This window comes from Caecibacter sp. AF58-12pH5A (assembly GCF_027681725.1).
GTDB classification, from domain to species: Bacteria; Bacillota; Negativicutes; order Veillonellales; family Megasphaeraceae; genus Megasphaera; species Megasphaera hominis.
This window is the reverse complement of the sequence record NZ_JAQDBC010000041.1, coordinates 1-20009: the sequence shown is the minus strand read 5'-3', so window position 1 is coordinate 20009 and position 20009 is coordinate 1. Positions and strand designations below refer to the sequence as shown.

General features: G+C 50.7%; 19 protein-coding genes. 4 read left to right on the top strand and 15 right to left on the bottom strand.

Features of this window, described 5'->3' with window-relative positions; translation table 11 throughout:
• Nucleotides 1-108: 108 nt before the first annotated feature.
• On the bottom strand, nucleotides 109-3624 hold the full coding sequence (gene nifJ / locus PGX44_RS12340; RefSeq protein ID WP_498855586.1) for a pyruvate:ferredoxin (flavodoxin) oxidoreductase: 3516 nt from the start codon (nucleotides 3622-3624) through the stop codon (nucleotides 109-111).
• 357 nt (nucleotides 3625-3981) lie between these two features.
• Between nifJ and PGX44_RS12335 the strand changes: the two genes are divergently transcribed.
• A complete protein-coding gene (locus tag PGX44_RS12335; RefSeq protein WP_498855585.1) occupies nucleotides 3982-4929 on the top strand; it encodes a LysR family transcriptional regulator in 948 nt (315 codons plus the stop codon).
• Between the two features lie 48 nt (nucleotides 4930-4977).
• On the opposite strand, the gene PGX44_RS12330 is transcribed toward PGX44_RS12335, so the two are convergent.
• From PGX44_RS12330 to PGX44_RS12320, 3 genes are all read right to left on the bottom strand, one after another.
• A complete protein-coding gene (locus PGX44_RS12330) occupies nucleotides 4978-5859 on the bottom strand; it encodes a MaoC/PaaZ C-terminal domain-containing protein (RefSeq protein ID WP_186502826.1) in 882 nt (293 codons plus the stop codon).
• A 209-nt stretch (nucleotides 5860-6068) separates the two neighbouring features.
• On the bottom strand, nucleotides 6069-6845 hold the full coding sequence (locus tag PGX44_RS12325; protein ID WP_498855584.1) for a lytic transglycosylase domain-containing protein: 777 nt from the start codon (nucleotides 6843-6845) through the stop codon (nucleotides 6069-6071).
• Between the two features lie 223 nt (nucleotides 6846-7068).
• On the bottom strand, nucleotides 7069-7452 hold the full coding sequence (locus tag PGX44_RS12320; protein WP_498855583.1) for a pyridoxamine 5'-phosphate oxidase family protein: 384 nt from the start codon (nucleotides 7450-7452) through the stop codon (nucleotides 7069-7071).
• A gap of 180 nt (nucleotides 7453-7632) precedes the next feature.
• On the opposite strand from PGX44_RS12320, the gene PGX44_RS12315 reads away from it, so the two are divergent.
• Complete coding sequence (locus PGX44_RS12315) at nucleotides 7633-8127, top strand: RrF2 family transcriptional regulator (RefSeq protein WP_186502829.1); 495 nt, start codon at nucleotides 7633-7635, stop codon at nucleotides 8125-8127.
• A gap of 105 nt (nucleotides 8128-8232) precedes the next feature.
• Here PGX44_RS12315 and PGX44_RS12310 read toward each other — a convergent pair whose 3' ends face one another.
• The 4 genes from PGX44_RS12310 to PGX44_RS12295 form a co-directional block, all read right to left on the bottom strand.
• A complete protein-coding gene (locus PGX44_RS12310; protein WP_498855582.1) occupies nucleotides 8233-9132 on the bottom strand; it encodes an AraC family transcriptional regulator in 900 nt (299 codons plus the stop codon).
• A 146-nt stretch (nucleotides 9133-9278) separates the two neighbouring features.
• Nucleotides 9279-10685, bottom strand: a complete 1407-nt coding sequence (locus tag PGX44_RS12305) for an MBL fold metallo-hydrolase (protein WP_498855581.1) — start codon at nucleotides 10683-10685, stop codon at nucleotides 9279-9281.
• Between the two features lie 13 nt (nucleotides 10686-10698).
• Complete coding sequence (locus PGX44_RS12300; RefSeq protein WP_498855580.1) at nucleotides 10699-11271, bottom strand: nuclear transport factor 2 family protein; 573 nt, start codon at nucleotides 11269-11271, stop codon at nucleotides 10699-10701.
• 13 nt (nucleotides 11272-11284) lie between these two features.
• Entirely contained in the window at nucleotides 11285-12256 is a 972-nt protein-coding gene (locus tag PGX44_RS12295) for an alpha/beta hydrolase fold domain-containing protein (protein WP_498855579.1), read from the bottom strand.
• Nucleotides 12257-12557: 301 nt separating this feature from the next.
• Here PGX44_RS12295 and PGX44_RS12290 point away from each other — a divergent pair, with 301 nt between their 5' ends.
• Nucleotides 12558-12716, top strand: coding sequence for a hypothetical protein (locus PGX44_RS12290; RefSeq protein ID WP_186502833.1), 159 nt, complete (start codon nucleotides 12558-12560; stop codon nucleotides 12714-12716).
• A gap of 34 nt (nucleotides 12717-12750) precedes the next feature.
• Nucleotides 12751-12933: a hypothetical protein gene (locus tag PGX44_RS12285; RefSeq protein ID WP_498855578.1), complete on the top strand. Its 183-nt coding sequence runs from the start codon at nucleotides 12751-12753 to the stop codon at nucleotides 12931-12933.
• 44 nt (nucleotides 12934-12977) lie between these two features.
• On the opposite strand, the gene PGX44_RS12280 is transcribed toward PGX44_RS12285, so the two are convergent.
• The 7 genes from PGX44_RS12280 to PGX44_RS12250 all read right to left on the bottom strand — a co-directional run bounded on the left by PGX44_RS12280 (nucleotide 12978) and on the right by PGX44_RS12250 (nucleotide 19224).
• Nucleotides 12978-13385: an arsenate reductase/protein-tyrosine-phosphatase family protein gene (locus tag PGX44_RS12280; protein WP_498855577.1), complete on the bottom strand. Its 408-nt coding sequence runs from the start codon at nucleotides 13383-13385 to the stop codon at nucleotides 12978-12980.
• 84 nt (nucleotides 13386-13469) lie between these two features.
• Entirely contained in the window at nucleotides 13470-14759 is a 1290-nt protein-coding gene (locus tag PGX44_RS12275) for an amidohydrolase (RefSeq protein WP_498855576.1), read from the bottom strand.
• 12 nt (nucleotides 14760-14771) lie between these two features.
• Entirely contained in the window at nucleotides 14772-16013 is a 1242-nt protein-coding gene (locus PGX44_RS12270; RefSeq protein WP_498855575.1) for an adenosylhomocysteinase, read from the bottom strand.
• Between the two features lie 3 nt (nucleotides 16014-16016).
• Nucleotides 16017-17078, bottom strand: a complete 1062-nt coding sequence (gene mtnA / locus PGX44_RS12265) for an S-methyl-5-thioribose-1-phosphate isomerase (protein ID WP_498855574.1) — start codon at nucleotides 17076-17078, stop codon at nucleotides 16017-16019.
• Nucleotides 17078-17872 (bottom strand): S-methyl-5'-thioadenosine phosphorylase, encoded by a 795-nt coding sequence (mtnP, locus tag PGX44_RS12260; RefSeq protein ID WP_289001320.1) that lies wholly within the window; start codon nucleotides 17870-17872, stop codon nucleotides 17078-17080. Before mtnP ends, mtnA begins: the two co-directional genes overlap by 1 nt.
• A gap of 15 nt (nucleotides 17873-17887) precedes the next feature.
• Nucleotides 17888-18772: an Hsp33 family molecular chaperone HslO gene (hslO, locus tag PGX44_RS12255; RefSeq protein ID WP_498855573.1), complete on the bottom strand. Its 885-nt coding sequence runs from the start codon at nucleotides 18770-18772 to the stop codon at nucleotides 17888-17890.
• Between the two features lie 170 nt (nucleotides 18773-18942).
• Complete coding sequence (locus PGX44_RS12250) at nucleotides 18943-19224, bottom strand: thioredoxin domain-containing protein (RefSeq protein ID WP_186502841.1); 282 nt, start codon at nucleotides 19222-19224, stop codon at nucleotides 18943-18945.
• Between the last annotated feature and the right edge of the window lie 785 nt (nucleotides 19225-20009).

The window sequence follows — 20009 nt, the reverse complement described above, 5'->3', positions numbered from 1 at the left end:
GGTAACGCATCTTCTTTTATGATACCTAAAAAAACTTACACACTTAACTTGACAAACCCCTTTTGCGCGTGTTTTATTTTTAAGGAGTGTGGTGATTATTTAGAGAGATTATTTACGTTCAGCCAGTGCTTTATACGATGCCAGGCGGTCTTTCATATCTTTTTCCGTCTGTTCGTAGAAGCCTTCAGCTGCTTCGGGGAAGACCTTTTCCAAGGATGCATAGCGTACTTCGCCCATGAGGAAGTCCCGCAGTTCGCCCTTCGGATCCTTCGAATCGAGGGTAAAGCCGTTCTTCCCTGCTGCTTCGTCGTCCGGGTTGTAGCGATAGAGGTGCCAGTAGCCATTTTCTACGGCCTTCTTTGCTTCCTTCTGGCTAAAGCCCATGCCGGCTTTGATGCCGTGGTTGATGCACGGTGCATAGGCAATGACCAAAGACGGTCCCTTATACGCTTCGGCTTCTTTGATGGCCTTGATGCACTGGTTCATATCGGCACCGAGGGCTACCTGGGCAACGTAGACGTAGCCGTAGGTCATAGCCATGCGGCCCAGATCCTTCTTCTTCGTCCGTTTGCCGCCGGCGGCAAATTTTGCAACGGCGCTGGTCGGCGTAGCCTTGGAGGACTGGCCGCCTGTATTGGAGTACACTTCCGTATCCATGACCAGGACGTTTACGTCTTCATCCTGTGCCAGGACGTGGTCGAGACCGCCGTAGCCAATATCATAAGCCCAGCCGTCACCGCCGAAGAGCCACTGGCTCCGTTTGACGAGGTAATCGCGACGGTCGTAAATGCGCTGGCACACTGCATCGTGATCTTTAGCCGCTGCTGCTACGGCTGTTGCCTTATCGGCGCGATCCCGTGTGCCTTCTGTATCATCGCGATGGTCATACCAATCCTGCAGGACGGCCTTGTCTGCTGCGGACAAGTCGCTGTGCTGGATGGCTTCCCACACGTCCATGGCCAGTTTTTCCCGTACCTGGTGTACACCGAGGTACATGCCCAGGCCATATTCGGCGTTGTCTTCAAAGAGGCTGTTGCCCCAGGCCGGACCCCGGCCGTCTTTGTTCGTCGTGTACGGCGTAGACGGTACGCTGTCAGCCCAGACGCAGGAGCAGCCTGTGGCATTGGCAATCATCATGCGGTCGCCAAAGAGCTGCGTAACGAGTTTGGCATAGGGCGTTTCGCCACAGCCGGCGCAGGCACCGGAGAATTCCAGGAGCGGTTCTTCAAACTGGCTGCCTTTGACGGTAAACTTGTTGAACGGATTGTCTTTGACGGCAACGACTTTCTGGCCATATTCCCAGAGAGGTGCTTTTTCTTCCTGTGTCCCAAAGGGTTTCATGACCAGTGCTTTCTGCGGAGCCGGGCATACTTCGGCACAGCTGCCGCAGCCGAGGCAGTCAAGGACGCTGACGGACATAGTGAAATGGAGGCCTTTGGCGCCGACGGCGTCTTTGGCGGCAAAGCCAGCCGGTGCGTGCTGCAATTCTTCATCTGTCGTGAGGACAGGACGGATTGCCGCATGGGGGCAAACGATGGCGCACTGGTTGCACTGAATGCAGTTTTCAGTCTGCCATTCCGGTACCAAAATAGCAACGCCCCGTTTTTCATAGGCTGCTGTGCCCTGCGGGAAGGCACCGTCTTCCAGGCCGGCAAAGGCGCTGACCGGGAGGGAATCCCCTTCCTGACGGTTAATGGGCTGCTGCAGTTTCGTAATGAATTCGGGTACATCCTGTGCTGCCTGCGGTGCATCGGCTGCACTGGCCCAGGCGGCAGGAATGTCGACGGCAACGACTTGGGCAATGCCTTCATCGATGGCGGCATTGTTCATGTCGACGACTTTCTGGCCTTTCTTGCCATAGTTCGTGACTACTGCGTCTTTCAGGTATTTCACGGCATCTTCTACAGGAATGATATCGGCGAGCTTAAAGAAGGCTGACTGCATGATCATGTTGAAGCGGCCGCCCAAACCGATTTCCTGGGCAATCTTTACGGCATTGATCGTGTAGAATTTAATGTGCTTCTGTGCCAGTGTCCGTTTCATCACTGCCGGCAAGTTGGCTTCGAGGCCCGCTGCATCCCAAATGGTGTTCAGGAGGAATGTGCCGCCTTCTTTGATGCCTGCCAGAACGTCGTATTTCTGTACGTACGTCTGCTGGGAGCACGAAACGAAGTTGGCCTTGTTGATCAGGTACGAAGCTGTAATCGGTGTCTTGCCAAAGCGCAAGTGCGATACGGTAATACCGCCGGATTTCTTCGAGTCATAGGCAAAGTAGGCCTGCGCGTACATATCCGTATGGTTACCGATGATCTTGATAGCCGACTTGTTGGCTCCTACTGTACCGTCACTGCCGAGGCCCCAGAACTTGCAAGCCGTCGTGCCTGCCGGCGTCGTATCAATATCCTGCGTAACCGGCAAAGACGTATGCGTTACATCGTCGACGATGGCTACCGTGAAATGATCCTTCGGCTGATCCTGTTTGAGGTTTTCAAAGACGCTGAGAATATGGGTCGGTGTCGTATCCTTACCGCCTAAGCCGGCACGGCCGCCGACGATGAGCGGCTTGTTGGCAACCGTGCTGTAGGCCTGGGTAACATCCAGATACAGCGGTTCAGCCAGGGAGCCCTGTTCCTTCGTGCGGTCCAGAACGGCGATCTTTTTGACCGTTTCCGGAATGTATTTGAAGAAATACTTGAGCGAGAAGGGACGGTAGAGATGTACCGAAAGAAGGCCCGTCTTTTCGCCGTGGGCGTTCAGGTAATCGACGGTTTCCTTCGTGGCATCGCAGAGGGAGCCCATGGCAATGACCATGTATTCCGCATCCGGTGCGCCGTAATACGTGAAGGGATGGTATTCACGGCCCGTCATTTCAAAGACCTTCTGCATGTATTCTTCGACAATATCCGGCAAGGCTTCATAGTACTTGTTCTGTACTTCCTGCTGCTGGAAGTAGACGTCACTGTTTTCCAGAGAGCCCTTCAGTGTCGGATGATCCGGTGCCGAACCGCGGTCACGGAAGGCTTTGACAGCATCCATATCTACCAGCTTAGCCAGATCGTCGTAATCCCAGGCTTCGATCTTTTGAATTTCGTGAGACGTACGGAAGCCGTCGAAGAAATTGAGGAACGGTACGCTGCCCTTGATGGCCGACAAATGAGCGACAGCCGAGAGGTCCATGACTTCCTGGACGCTGGCTTCACACAAGAGAGCAAAGCCCGTTTGGCGACAGGCCATGACGTCGCGCTGATCACCAAAGATAGACATAGCATTCGTCGCCAGTGCCCGGGCAGCTACGTGGAAGACACCCGGCAGGAGTTCGCCGGCGATTTTATACATATTCGGAATCATGAGCAAGAGGCCCTGTGATGCTGTATAGGTCGTCGTCAAAGCGCCGGAAACGAGGGAACCGTGCACGGCACCGGCAGCGCCGCCTTCGGCCTGCATTTCCTGTACCTTAACTACCTGGCCAAACATATTCTTGACGCCCTTCGTCGCCCATTCATCCATTTTTTCTGCCATGGTCGAGCTCGGCGTGATGGGGTAAATGGCAGCCACGTCAGTGAAGACATACGACACGTAGGCCGCGGCTGTATTACCATCCATCGTCATCATTTTCATTCCCATTGTACATACCCTCCAATTCTTAAAATCAATCTTGTTTTTCTATGACATGATTATATATCATAGCTATAACTAATTTCAAGATGCCCCTTTCTTCAAAAAGCACCGCAAGAGCCTGCCATTTCTCGCTAAAATCCCTTTATTTAGCGGCGTTTAGGCTCGCTCATCGATTGAAAATCAGGTGTTATATATAATTTTATTATGAAATAATATAGTTTTTAATTATATATAAAAGCTATAGAATGTATCTTTTCTTGTACATTTCTACTTCTTCTTTATTTATATCAAGACTGATAAGACGTGTTATGAGAGTATTTTACATAATGAAGCTGCCTATTTTAAGCCAAAAGAGGAATTATCATGAAACTACAACAACTTATTTATGTCAAAGAAGTCGCCCGCTGCCGCTCCATGAATAAAGCCGCCGTCAATCTCTACATTTCCCAGCCTACCTTGTCGGAGGCCATCCGTAACCTGGAAGACGAGCTGTCCATTACCATTTTCGACCGTTCACGCTCTGGTGTGTCCCTTACCGGTGAAGGAATTGAATTTCTCAACCTGGCTGAAAAAGTCCTGGCCGATACAGAGGAAATTTATAATCATTATACGAAAAAAAAGAAGCCCCTGGAATTTCAGATTTCCTGTCACCACTATGCCTTTGTCGTCGACTTCTTCGTCCAGTTCCTCAATCACATCGATGCCACAGCGTTCTCCCTGTCCCTGAAGGAGACGGAAACCATAACAGCACTGGAAGACGTATACCTCAAAAAAAGTATCCTCAGCGTCATTTGTCTGACGCCGGAAAACGAACACTACTTGCGGCAAATCCTGGACAAATGGGATCTCGTCTTTCACCCCTTAGCCAGCGTACAGCCCTATGTTTTCCTGCGTAAGGACCATCCCCTGGCCCGGCAAACGGCGATTGCCCCAGAGGACCTGTCCCCCTATCCCATGCTTATCTTCTCCCAGGGAAGCCGGACGAATACACTCGCTCAGGAAGAACTCTTCGTCCTGAAAAATCATACCAAAGTCGTCTACTCCTACGACCGCGGTACGACGAACAACATTCTTGCCCACACAGACTGCTTCAATATCGGTACAGGCTACATTATTCCCGGCATCATTCCCGATGAAATCACGGCCCTGCCTCTATCCGGAGATACGCAGACGTCGGAGCTGGGCTGGGTTCATTTGCGCACGCAGGAAATAACAAAACTCATGACCACCTTTGTCCAGGGTATTGAGCACTCCCTGCGTACATACGCGCCCTATACGCCCGTCTTGCAGGGGGACAGGCAAGACACATAAAAAAAACTGCCCCACACAGCAGTGTGAGGCAGCATAAGTACGAGTAGCTTATTTCCATTCAAAGACGCCCCGGTTAAGGACCGCTTTGCCCGTATTCTTATTGACGAATTTGAAGTACGCCTGATGGTCGCTCATCTTCCAGAGCTGCAGCTGCACTGGCGTATCCGGGAAGAGAACCGACGTCATCTGGGCAGCCATACGGGTCATCCGTTCCGGTTCCCCTGGAATGAGGGCGCTGATGGCCATGCGGCACGAGAAGCCAAAGGAGCACAGGCCCTGCATGAATGGTTTTTCAAAGCCCATTTTCTGCGTGTATTCCGGATCGACATGGACCAGGTTCGTGTCACCTGTAAGGCGGTACAAGAGGTTCTGTACAGGGCTGATGTAATCATCGACGGTTACGTCCGGTTCGCGGTCTGGAATGACGACGGAGCTTTTAGGCATCGGTACGCCACCAAAGCCGCCGGCTTCGTGGAAGAACGTCGTCGAATAGTTCGTGCATACATCACGGCCTGCTTCGTCACGAACGACAATCTTCGTCTTGACGACAGCGCCTTTGCCTTCACCGCGATCATATACATCCGTAATTTCATCTTGCCACTGGAAGGTCCCTTTGATCGGGTCAATAGGCCGGTGCATAATGATTTCGTGATCCATATTGAGGAAGGAAATGGTCGGCTTAATAATGTCATTGGCCAGCATAGACGCCGGCAAGGGCATCCACTGGTACGGCCGTACATTAACAGTGCCCCAATACGGAACGGTACCATACGTAGGAATGGCCTTCAGGAATTTTTCATACGTATAAGAAATATCTTCCCTGTGCGCGCCAACAGCCAAGGCATACAGAATAATATCGCGCCAATTATATTCCAAATAGCGCGGTTCCATTTTCTTGCCAACAAGCATTTCATCTAAACGTTCTTTCATCGTCATAGCCTCCATTCGAGTTCCATCAGTTTGTCTTAGTATATTTTATCATGTTATGGGACAATGTGACAGACCGGCCTGGCATTTCCGCCGTATTTTTTCTTCTACGGGAAAATTTACTCCCCCTATTCGACAAAAAAACCTGATCCCTCAAAGCAGATCAGGTTTTTTGCCTGTCCCCGCTTCTCGCGAGCCGGCAGGGACTTTACTTATTTGGCAAAGCTTGTCAAGTGCGTGTTGTCGTTATTTTTGGTCTTTCCCGAACGCTGGAGGACGTGTTCCGTGTGGCTGGCCGCGCCGATCTTTTCCTGGGCCATTGCCGTTACGCCGCCGGGGCTCACAGCACTGGCAGCCTGGTTTTCGTGCCATTCCTTTAAGGCCGGGAAAACAGGAGCATTAACCTTAGTCGTCGCTACGGGGCTTTCGTCCATGCGGCCTGTATTGGCCTGCATACCGGCAATACGCCAAATATCCTGGCGTGTATTTTCTACAGTCTGGACGTAGTTCATGGTTTCCGCATAATGAGGCACACCACCGGCACGGTCTACAGCTCCGGGACCGGCATTATACGCAGCCGCTGCATACATAAAAGGCTTATCCCACGTCTTGTAACGATCCATCATCTGGCCCAGGTATTTTACGCCGCCAAAGATGTTTTCCCGTACATTATAGGGATTGACGTTGAGATACGCTGCCGTATCTGGCATGAGCTGCGCAATGCCGATAGCGCCAACGCCGGAAACTGCCGTATTGTCAAAATGGCTTTCTGTCGTAAAGACAGCCGTCGCAAAGACCGGGTCTACGTGATACGTTGCCGCAGCATCGCAAATATCCCGGGAAATATCTGCAGCCTGTTGGCCACTGACGTACTTACTCACCTGGTCATACACTAATTCTTCCGGTGTAATGGCCTGGGCAGCCGGTAAAATCGCCATGAGGCTGAAAACTAAGACTGCTGCTTTGCGTTTCAAATTCCAATTGATCATCTAATGGGTTTCCTTTCTCTTGTACACTGGCAAGGTACAAGGAAAATATCTTTTCCATTATACCACAAGCCATATCGCCAAATATGTCGGAATTGTTACAATTTTGACTCACTTTTTTCGTCCTGTATTATAAGGCATTTGTCTTTTTTCACAGGTCCGGCAAAATAGGTAAAAAAAGGCGCCAGTCTGTTTTGCAGGCCGGCGTCCATCTGCTTGCCGTAGCTTATATTTTTTGGGTAGCCTTGGTCACGGTGATTTCCATAACGCGGTTCGGAAAATCAAGTTTCTTCTTCATCAGGTCAAACTCCGGCCCTTCGCTGAGGAAACGGGCTGTACCTTCCACGATAAAGCCTGTACCCTGGTAGCCATTGTAGCCTTCCACCTCTTTAGAGCCTACAGAAAGCTGTACCTTCGGATTGACGGCTACATTCTTTTCCGTCTGTCTGTAACCAAAGGCCGGTACAAGGATGCGGTCATCACCTATAATTTCGAGGTACGAGTTCCACGTATTGACCAAATGCGGTTCTGCCGTGACGCCCCAGGAAAGAACGGTCACTACACCTTCATGGGTAAGAACAGCGCGAAATTTATCATTTAAAATTGCCATATAGATAAGGCCCTCCTAATTGCGGATATTTTTTGTCTGTGATTATCATACAGGAAAGTCTTTACTTCGTCAAATGACAATTCGGAATACAGATAATTTATATCTGTAATTATAAAAAAATAGGTTGACCATAGCCATACTTATACCTTATCATAAAAGAGATAAGGAGGGATTGCCCCTATGAAATTTTCAGTAGGCCTGGAATATGCACTGCACTGTCTGCTCTACATGGTAGACCTGCCGGAAGGGTATTCTGTCGGTGTGCGCGAGCTGGCACACTATCAGGGTGTATCAGAAACGTATTTGGCAAAATTTTTTACAAAACTGCGCAAAGCCGGCATCGTCAAGGCTGCGCCTGGTGTAAACGGTGGCTACGAGCTGGCCTTAGCACCGCAGGACATCACGTTTTGGCACGTCGTCGAAGCCATTGAGGGCAAAACACCCCTCTTCCAATGCGACGAAATACGGCAACGGGAGTTGCTCCTCGATCAGGACAATCTGCCTGACGCGTACACGAAATGCCCATGCCTCATCCACACGGTCATGAACGAAGCAGAAGACCGCATGCGGCAATACCTTAACGAAAAAACACTGGCCTGGCTCCATGGCCAGACCATGACTAAGATTCCTCAAGACCACAGAAAAGCTATGCAAGATTGGTTTATAAAAGAGTAAAAACGTACGAGGACCCTGGCAGCATGTAGAGAAAGCATGCCGCCAGGGTCCTTTTTGTCGGCTCCGGTACATGTAACACAATATAGAATGCCAGCCAAACTATGTTTACACATATTCTGCCAACAAGCGCTTGCTGTCCTCTTTAGGCGGGTAGCCGAACATCCGGGAGTACTCGCGACTAAATTGTGACGGGCTCTCATAGCCGACCTGAAAGGCCACATCAGTTGCATTTACAGTCCCCTTTAACAAAAGGAGGCGAGCCTCCTGCAAGCGTAAATTCTTTTGGAACTGCAACGGACTCATGGCTGTCACTTCTTTAAATTGACGATGTAGTGTCGGCACGCTGACCTTTGCTTTTTCCGCCAGTTCTTCTACGCGGATAGTCTCATTGTAATGGGTAATGACGTACTGAACGATTTCCTGAATCTGGCAGGCAGTGCTGCCCTTCATGGCAAATTGCCGCAACACATGGCCGTGCGGGCCTATGAGCACGTAATAGAGGATTTCTTTAATGTAAATAGGCGCTAATATGTCAATGTTATCCGGCGTATCCACGAGACGTACCAAGCGTGCCATGGCATCCATGAGCGGCACCTCAATGGGGCTGACGTAGATAGCCCTGTCCTGTTTCTTTTTTGGTTTTTCCTGATACTTATCATGAATCAAATCGACGATTTGATTCATAGTAAATTCCAGTTTCAAGGAAATATAGGGCTCTGTCTCGGTAGCCTCCATAATCTGCCCGATAACTGGCAGACCTACAGCGGAAATGAGATATTCTGAAGGGCCATATTGAAAGCGTTCCTTAGCCAGACAGATTTCCTTTTTCCCTTGCAGGATGATACAAAGGGATGGCTTCTGGAAAATATGACTTGGCTCACTGGCAGAAAATTCCCGCACGAAGTACAGCGACGGGACAGCCGTTTCTATCCACGTTTCCCGCTTCATGTGACGACTGACAATTGCAGCCATTTCCTGTCTGTATGCAGACAACTTCGTTTCCATAGCACTCATCGCCTCTTCTGTCTCAGAACTAAACGGTGTGCCATGCTCCTACAAAAGGTATGCAGAGGAGCATGGCAGGGACACGACTTTTCTTTATTTCACATTTTAGCATATCATTCGTGACCAGCAAGTCCCCTTGTGGAGTTCTACTGTTTCGGATAGGCTCTGGCCTGGGGATTCAAATAGCCTTTGATGATCTTAGGCGGATTGGCTTCGGCATCTTTGGCGTAGAGGTATTTCGGGTTGATGGCAACGCTATTGGGATCGACGCGGTAGTCGCCATAGGCGAACATGGTCGTGGAGCCGTAGGTCGATTCCGGCGGTCTGATGGAAGGAACCAAGGCGCTTTCGCCTTTATCCAGGGCATTTTTCACGGTGGCGATTACATTATCCAGATATTTCATATCTAAGGGTAAAGGATTATGGCCTGTGAAAATGCGTTTAGCCCGGCCGTTTACTTTTTTCTTCAGGTCAACAAGCGCCGTGTAATAGCGGTCCAAAGAGCATTCGATGCCGACATCGTCAAGGAGTCCCGAATTGGGGCCAATGGGGTCGTTACTGCCCAGCGAATCCGATGTGTACAAATCGCCGGTCTTGGGATCCAGGAGGACCATGCTGCCCGCGGTATGACCCGGTACAGCATAGGCGGTCAGTACGGTATTGCCTAAATCGAAGGTGTCCCCTTCTTTAGGATCGAGCGTACCTTGCGGAATCTTGTCACCAAACCAGCTGAGGTCCTTGTGCGGAACATAGACGCGGATGTGTTTGTCTAAGAAGTTTTGTGTCTGCGCTGCATGATCGCCGTGGCCATGGAGAGAAATAACATCAAAGGGGAGGCCGCCTGTGAGCTTTACTATGAGAGAATACAAATCTCCTTTTGAATCGAGACCGCTATCAATCAGCAAGGCCCGTTTGGAGCCCACTACGAGGAACATGTTTACACGGGCGTAGTCGGAGATCCGGATCAGAGCCGGCGTGTCCGGTGCAGCCTCGTGGAGGACTTCATAACTGAAGTATCCCGGCTGGTTGACGACGAAATTGTATCGCAGCGTAGCTACGTCGCTAGGTGCGGCGCCTGCCGATAAGGCTATGGCTTTGACGACGACAGTCTTTTCTGTCTGTTTCGTATTATTGGCGCCGGCGCCAAATTCCAGGATGGGGATGGCGCCCTTTACAGGATCAAAGACGGGGCTGTCTTTTGTAGGCTCACTGCCGTCGAGAGTATAGTGGATGACTGCATTAGGCGTGGCTGAGCCTAAACGGATATGGCTAAAGCTGATTTCGTACGTCCCAGGCATAGGATAGGCACCGGGCATGGCCGTCTTAGGAAGAGCCGCCGGATCCGGCACGTCGGTCTTTGCCAAGCCGGCCTGACCTGGCATAGCGGCGGTTAGTCCCTGACCGGCCGTAGTGCTTCTAGCTGTCCCTACAGTCTGCTGCGCAGCCCCTGCTACCTGCGTAGTTGCAGCATGGGCAGGTACAGGCTGGCCAAAGAGCACCAGTGCTGCGACAAAACCGGCCGCTAGGATTCCCAGATTTCTTGATTTTCTCATACATATTCTCCCTCTATTTTTGTAAATCACTGTATTCTGTCCAGACAAAATCGGCCTTTCGTTTCTGAATCAGCCATTTCCCGTCTTGTTTGACGTAGTCGTCGTGGTAGCGAACGCCGCCGGAGCGTTTAACCTGCTTGCCATTTTGTGTGCTGATCAGTACGACGTAGCAATAGCTCGTGCCGGTTGCCGTATTGCCTTTGATGTCTACGACCTGCTGGCCGTTGATGTGGTAGACGACGTCCTGGGTCTTGAGGAAATCGTCAAAGGCTTTGCCGATATTTTCCCGGCCTTTCAGGGAGGTCATGAGCTTGCCATCGGAGTAGTTTTCTACGACGGCATCCTTGGTGAAAAGCGGTTCCTGGGCAATGCCATCCTTCTGATCGGCCAAGATAGAAAAGGTATCGACCAGTTCCTTCAGTGCGATTTTATCGGCTACGAGGCTGCCAGCTTCTCTCTGTGTCTGGACCGCTGCAACATTTGCTACGGGTACAGTGGCAGCATGGGCCAGAGCAGGCTGCCCTAAAAATACAACGACGGCTGCTAAGCTTGCGGCGACGATGCCTATATGCTTCATGTGTTTCATGTGTGATTCCTCCTTATTTTTTATTCTTCAAATTTGTATTCAGAAAACCCAAAATCACCTGTTCAACCTCCGGCTGCGCCCAGTACTGGTCGGAATGACCGGCTCCTTCTACGACATAGCGCGTAGCAGGAATCCCTTTTTCTTGTAACGCATTATATAGAAGTTCTGTCTGACTGGGCGAAACAACCTGGTCGTGATCCCCATGCATGAGCAGAAACGGCGGTGTTTTTGGTGAAATATAGGTCACGGGATTGGCTGCTTTCACGTCTTCCGGATGGTCCTGGACGCTGCCGCCACCTTTGGCAGAAAAGGATGTACCGTTGATGAATAAGGCTTGCAGCGCTGCCGGTGATTCATGGCGCTTTTGCTCTTCCTTCGGGAAATCTGCAGCTACCTTGCTGAGATCTGACAGGCCATAAATGTCAATGGCGGCCTGGACGTCGCTGCTCTGATCCAGATTATCGCCCTTGTCAAAGTCCCTATCGCCGTTCGTCGTTCCTACCATGGCGGCCAGATAGCCACCAGCGGACTCGCCCATAACGGCAATACGATTGGGGTCGATGTTGAATTCATCAGCATGGGCCCGTAAATAGCGGATGGCTGCTTTGACATCAACGACAGGATCCGGAAAAATACCGTTAGGAATGACACGGTATTCTACGCTGGCCACGAAATAGCCCGCCTCTGCCAGATGCACACGCTGCTGCAGGTAGTTTTCTTTTGGCGAAGCCACGAAGCCACCGCCGGTGACGAAGACGACGGCCGGCATTTTCTGCTGTAATTGTGGCTGCAGGATGTCCATCTTTAGGAAGGTCTTCGGCCAAGCGAAATACTGGGCGTAGGTGACGTCTGAAATGGCCCGAACCTGAGGCCGGGTAATGCCGAATTTCAGATGCTGGCTGGGAGCCGCTGCGCCTGCAGGAGCCACCATGCCGGTCCCCCATACCAGCACGGCAGCTATTGCACAAACCAATATTTTCCTCATCTATCACCTCTCCTTTCACATATCCTTACGCCTCTATTTTACCTCTTTTCAGAAGTAGTACGGTATATCATTTCTCTCATGTCTCTTGCCTATTCCTATCATTCTATTAACCAAAGGCTCCTCATTTCAACGCCAGGATACGTTAGCAGTTTCTATAATGCCTTATTCACGGAACCACAAACAAAGCTTTTTTAGCTCCATCTATTAGTTATTCGTTTTGCTATTTTTTGCTTCTTTATGTTACTATAATCACATATAAAAAATGCTTTTTTTACATGCCAAAAAGGAGCAAACGAAAGAAATGGAAGAAAAGAAAACCATTGTCATCGTCCGCATTCCTACGCAGCTGCACGAAAAATTCGTCACCCTGGCGACGAATAAAGGCCAGGTTCCGTCCACTGTGTTAGAACGGCTTATTCGTGAATACATCATCAACGAATCGGCCCTAGGCGAACCATGACGCCCCCAAATCGATGAGAAAAAGGAGCGAGCAAATGGATAACGAGGAAAAGATAGTCGTCTTAAACATGCGTGTCCCCCGCAGCATAAAAGAACAATTTACGGAAATCGTAAATCGCAAGGGGCAAAAACAAAACTTCGTCCTGCAGCAACTGGTCAAGCGCTACATCCGGGAAGAACAGCAAAAGCTGGCCAACAGTACAGATGAACTCTATTGAAGGAACAAAAACATCCCAGCCTGCGTGAGGCTGGGATGTTTTTGTTAGGTCTGGCTATATTTTTTCTTTAAGACACTGATATGCCGCACAATGGCATCGATGACGGCCAGATAGTCAGCGTCAGGTTTGCCCGTCGGATCAGGAAGGTTCCAATCTTCCCGCCAGGCAGCCGGTACATATGGGCACTGGACACCACAGCCCATAGTGACGACGCCGTCGATATGGCCGGGCAGGTCTGTGAGTGCTTTGCTGTACTGCCCTTCTGCTATCATGTCGATGCTGTAGCGATCTTTAAGGATCCGGCAAGCGTCCTTATCGATGGCTCCGGCCGGATGGGTACCGGCAGAGACACTGATCCAGGTGCCGCCTGCGAGGTGGTGGGACAAAGCCTCAGCCATTTGGCTGCGACACGAATTATGTGTGCAAACGAAGGCAATGAGTGGTTTATTCACAGATTTCCGGGTTCCTTTCTGTGGAAACTAAAACCAAACCTGTATCCTAGAGGCTGTGGTTCGGTTTTATCCTATATCAAGTGTTTAGAGGGACGCAAAGAGCTTGTTCTTCGTCCGTTCTGCTTCGTGTTTGATTTTTTCGATATCGAGGGTCGTAAATTCCTTGTTTCTCAGGAGAATTTTGCCGTTGACCAGGACAGTATCGACGTCGAAGCTGTTAGCTGCATAGGCCAGGAGGGACATCTGGTCGTTTCGGGGATACCAGTGCAGGCCAGAGCGGTCGATAAGGGTAATATCGGCTTTATAACCCGTTTCCAGACGGCCAATATCCGTGTAGCCCAGAGCCTTGGCGCCCCCTTCAGTGAGCATGTTGACAGCCGTTTCAGCAGGAATAACCAGTGGATCAAGCGTATTGGCTTTATGAATGAGGGCTGCCAGGTGCATTTCTTCCATAATGTCCAGGTTGTTGTTGCTCGATGCACCATCCGTGCCGAGGCCAACGGTGATGCCTTTTTCCAGCATCTTGCCAATAGGAGCGATGCCGCTGGCGAGCTTCAGGTTACTGCCCGGGTTGTGGGCCACGCGGACGTGCTTGCGAGCCATAATGTCCAAATCGTCGTCATCGACCCAGACACAATGTGCTGCCAGGCAGCCCGTATCGAAGAGACCCAGTTCATCAAACCAGGCAATCGGCGATTTGCCATATTTCTTGCGGCATTCTTCCACTTCACCCTTCGTTTCCGAAAGATGCGTGTGGATTTCTGCCCCCAGCTCTTTGGCCAAGGCGACGACGCGCTGCAAATAGGCGGCCGTGTTCGTATAGGGAGCGTGCGGCCCCAGCATGACCGTAATACGGCCATCCCCTTTTTTGTGCCAGTCAAGGAAAAGCTGGCGGTTTTCCTTGAGTGCTGTTTCGGCACTGGGCGTAATGCCGGTCATACCGCGGGAGAGGCAGGCGCGGATCCCCGATTCCGCTACAGCACGGGCTGTGTCGTCCATAAAGAAATACATGTCGGCAAAGCTCGTCGTACCACAACGGATCATTTCGGCAATACCCAGCATAGTCTGGTTATAGACGACGTCACTGTCCAGGTGATCTTCAGCTGGCCAGATTTTCGTCTGCAGCCAATCCATGAGGTTCATGTCGTCAGCGTAGCTGCGGAAAACTGTCATGGCAATATGGTTGTGTGTATTGACGAAGCCCGGCGTAGCTAGCATACCGTGGCCGTCGAGGGTTTCGTCATAGACCCGGTCCAGGAGGTCTTTATCAGTAGGAAAACCGCTAATGCGGTCGTCTGTAATTTCAATGTTCTGGTGTTCTTTAATGACGTGGCCCTGATAGAGGCCTACGTTTTTGATAATCGACTTCTTCACGCGACGGCCTCCTTAGTCGAGATTCAGGTATTGACGCTGTTCTTCGCTCAACGTATCGATATGGTAGCCCATGGATTCCAGTTTAATCTTGGCGATTTCCGTATCGATTTCGTGAGGCAGGACATAGACGTGGTTCCCCAATTCTGCGTGATGGTCGAGAATGTATTTGGCAGCCAGAGCCTGTACGGCAAAGGAAAGGTCCATAATTTCTGCCGGATGGCCATCGCCGGCAGCGAGGTTAACCAAGCGGCCTTCGGCCAGGAGATTCAGGATGCGGCCATCAGCCAGTTCATAGCCTTCAATATTGTGACGGGCTTCGAAATGGCGTACAGCCAGATCGTTCAGGTCGTTTTTATTGATTTCTACGTCGAAATGACCGGCATTGGCCAAGATGACGCCGTCGTGCATCTTTTCCAGATGTTCCTTGCGGATGACGTCTTTGTCGCCTGTAAGGGTAACAAAAATATCGCCCACTTTAGCAGCTTCTTCCATGGTCATGACTTCAAAGCCGTCGAAAACAGCTTCAATAGCCTTAATGGGGTCTACTTCCGTAACGATGACGTGAGCGCCCAAGCCTTTCGCCCGCATAGCGCAGCCGCGGCCACACCAGCCATAGCCGGCAATGACGACGCGTTTGCCTACGACCGTGAGGTTCGTCGTACGCATAATACCATCCCACGTGGACTGACCTGTGCCATAGCGGTTATCAAAGAGGTATTTGCAGTACGAATCGTTAGCAGCAATCATAGGGAATTTTAATTGCCCTGCTTTATCGAGACCATGCAGACGATTGACTCCGGTTGTCGTTTCTTCCGTGCCGCCCAGGAGGTGTTCCATGGCATCGGCCCGGGTCGTGTGCAAGAGGTTTACCTGATCGCCGCCGTCATCGATGATAATATCCGGATGATGATCGAGTGCTTTATTGAGATAGCCAAAGTATTCTTCATCTGTGCAGGCATGAGTTGCATAGACCGTCAGGCCATCTTCAACGAGGGCCGCGGCCACATCATCCTGGGTAGACAAGGGATTGCTGCCCGTTACGATAACCTTGGCACCGGCACGGTGCAATACTTCGGCCAAATAAGCCGTTTTCGCTTCAAGATGAACGCTTACGGCAACGGTTTTGCCTTTAAACGTCTGGTCAGCCTTTAATGTATCGCCAATGGCGTTCAAGGCCGGCATATAATGATTGACCCAGCTGATTTTTTCGTGGCCGCTCTTGGCCAGTTTGATATCGCGGATGATTGATTCCATAAATTATATACCCTCTTTTCTAAAAAATTCATGCAGAGCCTGGCTGTCCGGATGGTGCAGGATGCCATGCTCCGTCACGATAGCTGTAATATATTCGTGCGGCGTCACATCGAAAGCCGGATTGAAGACAGACACCTCCGGCAAGGCCGTAGCGAGACCACCGCACTGCCGTACTTCGTCGCCTGCCCGTTCCTCAATGGGAATCTCTGACCCGTCCTCTAAGGCCCGGTCGAAGGTGGAAACAGGTGCTGCGACGTAAAAGGGAATCCCGTGGGCAGCTGCCAACAATGCTACGCCATAGGTGCCAATCTTGTTGGCCGTATCACCATTGGCAGCAATGCGGTCAGCTCCGACGATGACGGCATCAATGCCCTTGGTCTTCATCGTCCACGCAGCCATATTATCCGTAATGAGTGTTACGGGAATGCCATCAGCCGCCAGTTCCGTCGTCGTCAGGCGGGCTCCCTGCAACAGGGGCCGCGTTTCATCGGCGTATACCATGCGCACCAGCCCCTGTGCATGCAGGGCTCGGACGACACCCAAGGCAGTACCAAAAGCAGCAGTAGCCAAGGCGCCGGCGTTGCAGTGCGTAAGGAGCGTCAACGGCCGGCCCAGCTGTGCCAGCTCGGCAGCACCAAACTGGCCCATACGGCGGTTAATCTCCCTGTCGTCCTCATCAATGCGCATCGCTTCTGCTTCCAGTCGTCCTACGACGGCAGTGCAGCCACCTGTTTTTAAGGCTGCAGCCGCTACATCACGCATACGTGCCAGCGCCCAATGCAAATTGACTGCCGTAGGCCGCGTCCCTTCCAGCGCATCACAAATAGCCAGGAAGCGTTCACCAAAAGCAGCGGTGTCCGTCGTTTCCCCGGCAATTTCCTGCGCCCCCAAGACCGCACCATAGGCAGCGGCCACGCCGATAGCAGGCGCGCCCCGTACAGCCAGGCAGCGAATAGCAGCGGCTACGGCAGGCCAGTGCGTGCACGTCAGGTACGTTTCCGTCAGTGGCAGCTGCGTCTGGTCGAGCAAATATAACGTATGATCTTGCCAGCGTAAGGTCTCCATCAGATCGTAAATCCTCCGTATTCCTTCAAGGTGTGACGGCACATACAATCCCGGTCGTCATACAGTTCTACTGTGTGCAAAATGAGGCGGCGCAGCCGTTCGGCATTTTGCTCCATCTGCTCGACGACTTCCTTGTGTTCCATAGGGTGCTTTGTAATCCCGGCGGCGTAGTTCGTCACGATGGAAATAGTGGCGTAACACATCTCCGCTTCTCGCGCCAGACAAACTTCAGGCACGCAGGTCATGCCAACGACATCGCCGCCCAGCATGCCAAACATACGGATTTCTGCCGGCGTTTCAAAGCGCGGTCCTTCTGTACAGACGTAGGTCCCCGTTGGGTGCACATCGTAGCCCAATTCACTCGCCGACTCGAGAACAGCTTCGCGCAAGGTCGGGCAAAAAGGCTCCGTCATGTCTACGTGTACGACGCCGTTAATACCACCGTCAAAGAACGAACCGTGCCGGGAATGACTCGTAAAATCGATAAACTGATTAGGCAGGACAAAATCATTAGGCTGGTCGTCCGGATTGATAGCGCCTACAGCCGTCGTCGAAAGGATGGCTGAGACGCCCAATTTCTTCAGGCCCAAGATATTAGCCCGGTAATTGATGAGATGGGGCGGAATGGAATGGTATTTCCCGTGCCGTGCCAAAAAGATGACATTTTTTCCCTTATACGTTCCGCGCGTGAAGCGGATCGTACCGTAGAAGTTTTCCATTTGTCCACTCGTCACATGGGACAACATTTTGGGGTCACAAAGGCCTGTACCACCGATAATGGCAATATCCCCCATGGATCATCACTCCTTTTACTTTTCCTTTTTCTTAAAAAGTTCCACCAGCTCATCGTGGCTGATGACATATTTACTGTTGCAGTAATGGCAGGTCATCTCAACCTGCGGATCGTTGAGGAGCTCTGCCTTATCTGCTTCCTGCAAGGATAACAGTACATTTTCAATGCGTTCCTTCGAACACGTGCAGCGCCACGACAAAGGCATACGGTACAGCTCGTGGAAATGCATATCACCGTAAATGAGGCTGGCCAGCTCTTCTGCATCCTGGTGTTCGTGCAGGTACGACGTGATCGGACCGATAGCGGCAATATTCTTCTCTACCCGTGCCAAATCTTCATCCTTTGCACCGGGCAAGGCCTGAACGAGGAAACCGCCTGATGCGGCAATGGAGTAATCGCGGTCTACGAGAACACCTAAGCTGATTGTCGACGGAACTTGTTCGGATGTAAGGAGATAATATGCTAAATCTTCAGCAATTTCGCCAGAAACAATATCCGACTGGCTCGTATACGTCATTTCCTGAGGTGTAAAGCGCGTGACCGACACTTGGCCATCACTGCCTACAGCTGTACCGACATCGAGCTTGCCATTTTCCTTGAGTGGCAAATCGACAATCGGATTATCTACATAGCCCCGCAAATACTGAGAATCGAAACAATCGGCATGAACGACACCCAGCGGGCCGCCGCCGCTAAAGCGCAAGGACACGCCTTCATGACTCTTATAATCGCCTGCCAAAAGAGCCGCCCCGGTCATGGTCCGGCCTAACGCTGCAGCTGCTACAGGCGACAAATTGTGGCACTCCCGCGCTTTCTGCGTAATTCCCCGCGTCACAGCCACGGAAACACGGATCAATTCATCTGCTGTATAGTGAATAATTTTATCATTTGTAGTTGCCATATAGGGTATCCTTTCTAAATAAAAAAGCTCTTTTTATTATACTATTTCACTATAGATTCTACAAGATATACCACACCAGCTAAGGCACACGGTGGCGACTCCGGCGCGGAAGAAATATAATCAAAAAAAGACCGCCAGCGCTTATACGCCAACGGTCTTGTACTCGTATATCAAGCCTTCAAAGCAGCATCAAATGTCGCCTTTACATGAGCCTTGATTTCATCGTAGCTCTGTCCAGGCTGTGCTTCATACAACTTTTCCTGGCCAATAAACAGAGACGGCACATAATAATAAGAAAACTGCTTAGAAATTTCCGGATGCTCCGTTTCTTCATACCATTCAACAGGAACCTTCCCATATTCCGGATTTTCCTTGATCAATTCTTCTATCGACAACCGCGCATTCTTGCAATACGGGCAGCCATTTAAATATAAGCCAATAATCTTCTGCATTGTTATCGCCTCCAATTACCTATATTATCAACTAAAAATCATTATTTGTCAATCCTAAGCCTTCTCCAACTTTAGCGAAAGGGCCCGCAAGGTGCTTGAGGTTGAAGACAAAAACCACAAGTGAACAGCCTCAGCCCCTGCAACCCGTGCTTCCGTCATTATGGCTCCCTGCGTTTCCTAACCTTACCATAAACCAGCAGTATAATCCCCAGTCCTACGCTCCCAATCATCACCACAGGCCAAACATGCAGGGTAAGCACAGAATTAAACTGAAATAGGCGAGATACATACATAATACTCACGCACACACTGGCAATTTCCCAAAAACACAGGCTTCGCACAACGCCCAAGGCCCGCAAGGCATACGTCAATACCAAGAGGCAAGGCACGATAATGATACAGCCTCCCATAGCCCAGGCCAAAAAAGAAAAAAGCCCTGAGGGACTCGTCAAAAATGCGAGTGGCGCAGATACACATACGACTGAAATAATGGCACAAAAAATAATCGTCCCTGCAATAAACCGAAGTGCTCTCACTATCTCTCCTCCCAACTATACGATATGCTATATTATATCAAAAAAACTGATGTATTCCAACTATTCCCCCTTACAAAAAAAATGGCAGATCAAGACAAAATATGTCCTAACCTGCCAAGTCTGATTTCAGAAACAAACATTCACCAATGGAGAGCCCGCAGGCCCGGAATGGTAAATTCAATTTTTTCATAGGCTATGTCACAACAAACAGTTGATAAATAGCCATTTTTATAGGGGAGTATCAGAACT